Annotated in this window: 1 protein-coding gene; it reads right to left on the bottom strand. The window is 34.2% G+C overall.

The features are described 5' to 3' along the window. The coding region (locus QZ657_RS00350) for a hybrid sensor histidine kinase/response regulator (protein WP_291964238.1) at window positions 1–2,240 on the bottom strand (2,240 nt) is incomplete at both ends.

Raw genomic sequence — 2,240 nt, 5'->3', positions numbered from 1 at the left:
GCAGAACTATTTATTTGAGCAATATTGTTTGTAGCTACCGCTAATTTTAATTCATGTAAATTTTTCCCTGTATCATTTTTAAATGTCAGCAAAACCTCGTCAATAGCGGTTTTGTCTTTTCCTAGAAAGAGTTCAATGGTTTCTAAACTGTAAAGGTTTTCGTTGTTATTTCTAGAAATAAAAGGTTTTTCATGAGTATGTTCAAAATCCATTTCAAACATGTTGTTTAGTTTTTGTAAAAGATCGGTTTTTGAAAATGGTTTTCGGATTAGTCCAGTAAATCCTTTTTCCATAAAGTGATCTACCGTAAGATCTCGTCTTCCGGTCATCGCTAAAATGGGTTGATTTTCATAATGTTTAAATGTTCCTGATTTAAGTTGGTCAACAATGTCATAGCCGGAGACCTTAGGCATTTCAATATCGGTCAAAACCATATTGAATTTAAAATCTGAATCGGGTTTAAAAGCATTGAAATCGGTAAAAAGTAAAACTTCTATTCCGGCTGATTTTAGCATTTCCCCAATTAGTTTCAAAAACGAAGCATCATCATCAAAAACAATAATTTTTAACCTATCCGGTTTTAAAGCGATTTTTGTTTCAACAGATGATATTTCACCATAAGCAATAGGTATTTTAAGTGTAAAGGTGCTGCCTTTGTTTATATTGCTGTCAAGCGAGATTGTACCGCCTAACAATTCGGTAAGTTTTTTGGTAATGGTGAGTCCTAATCCATAGCCACCGTACTTTTTGTCGGTATCGTTTTCTGCCTGTGTAAATTCTTTAAAGATTAGTTTTTGCTTCTCTTTTGATATCCCTATGCCGGTATCGGAAATTTTCAGGAAAAGTTGTTTTATTTTTTGTTTTTCAATGATATTGCCCGTTAAGGTGATAGAGCCTTTATCGGTAAACTTATAGGCATTGCCCAGTAAATTTGTAATAATTTGACGTAATCGAAAAGCATCTGAAACAACAGGATGTTCTAAAGACTCATCCAAATGAAGAATTAAATCAATATCCTTTGCCGTATACTGTGCGGCAATACTATTAGCAGTTTCGGAAATTAAGTCATTTACCTCAAAAGTAGATTTTTTGACTACCATTTTACCGGCCTCCAATTGAGAAAAATCCAGCAAATCGTTTACCAGATTGTTCACATATGTGGTAGCGGATTTTATTTGGTCAATATGCTTTTTATTAACGGTTCCATGTTCATTTTCCTCTATAATATTGGTGTAACCGCTTATGGTGTTTAATGGGGTGCGTAAATCATGACTTACCGTTGCAATCAATTGTTCCCTACTTTTTAATAAAGAGTCAGAGTAGACCTTCTCTTTTTCAAGTTTCTCTCTGTATACATTAGCTTTCCAGAAATCTCTATTTATAATAAAGGTAAAAATACCAACCACTAGAAAACCGAGAATTGCTGCAATAACGGCAAGGCGAATACTTCTTTTTAACAAGGTTTCCTTTTTAATGGAGTTGTTGATGCTGTTCGTAATAATCTCTTGCTCAAATGAAGAGAGGATGGTACGTAACTGCTGCGAAAGTTCAAGATCGGTTTTATTGATATTGGTCTCTCTAATGGCCAAGGTGTTTTCGTTTATGGCATTTTCCTGTTTAACATCTTTCAATAGATTTTTAGAGACTTGTAGAACACTGTCCATAGTCTGTGTATTGCTTTGTGAATTACCGTTTGTGGGGACATTGGCATTAAGATAATCTGCAACCTTTTTTATGGTACTTTGGGCCTTGGGTGAAAGTTCTTCTAAATTAGGAGCTAAGCCTTCCGGTTTAATAATTCCTAAAGATTCCTCTAACTTATCAAATTCCGCTAGTGCAGAATTTATAGCGGTCCCTGTTTGGTCCTTAAGTCTAATGGCTCTTAAGGCATTAATATTTGTCACTTTTTTATCTAAAAGTGCGCTAAGGCTGTCTAAAAGGTTGTGTTGATATTCACTGTCCGTTAGCGTTTTTATTTCTTGAATATTGGTGCGTATGGAGTCTATTTTGTTCTCATAGGCGCTAAAATTAATTTTACTTTTGGTTTGCAATGCAAGTTTAGAGAGACTTTCAGCTTCATATAATTGAGCTAGAAATGAGTTTGTTTTAAGTAGTTTATTGTCTTTATCCGTTGTATTTTCAGTAGCAATGTATTCTTGAACCTCCGTATAGATATAGTATGAGGCAATAATGCCCAATATGACCAAAAGCAAGTAGCTAATAGTAATTTTAAGGGTAAA

The organism is Maribacter sp., from assembly GCA_020629415.1.
In the GTDB taxonomy this organism is placed as follows: domain Bacteria; phylum Bacteroidota; class Bacteroidia; order Flavobacteriales; family Flavobacteriaceae; genus Maribacter; species Maribacter huludaoensis.
This window is presented reverse-complemented; position numbering and strand designations above follow the sequence as displayed.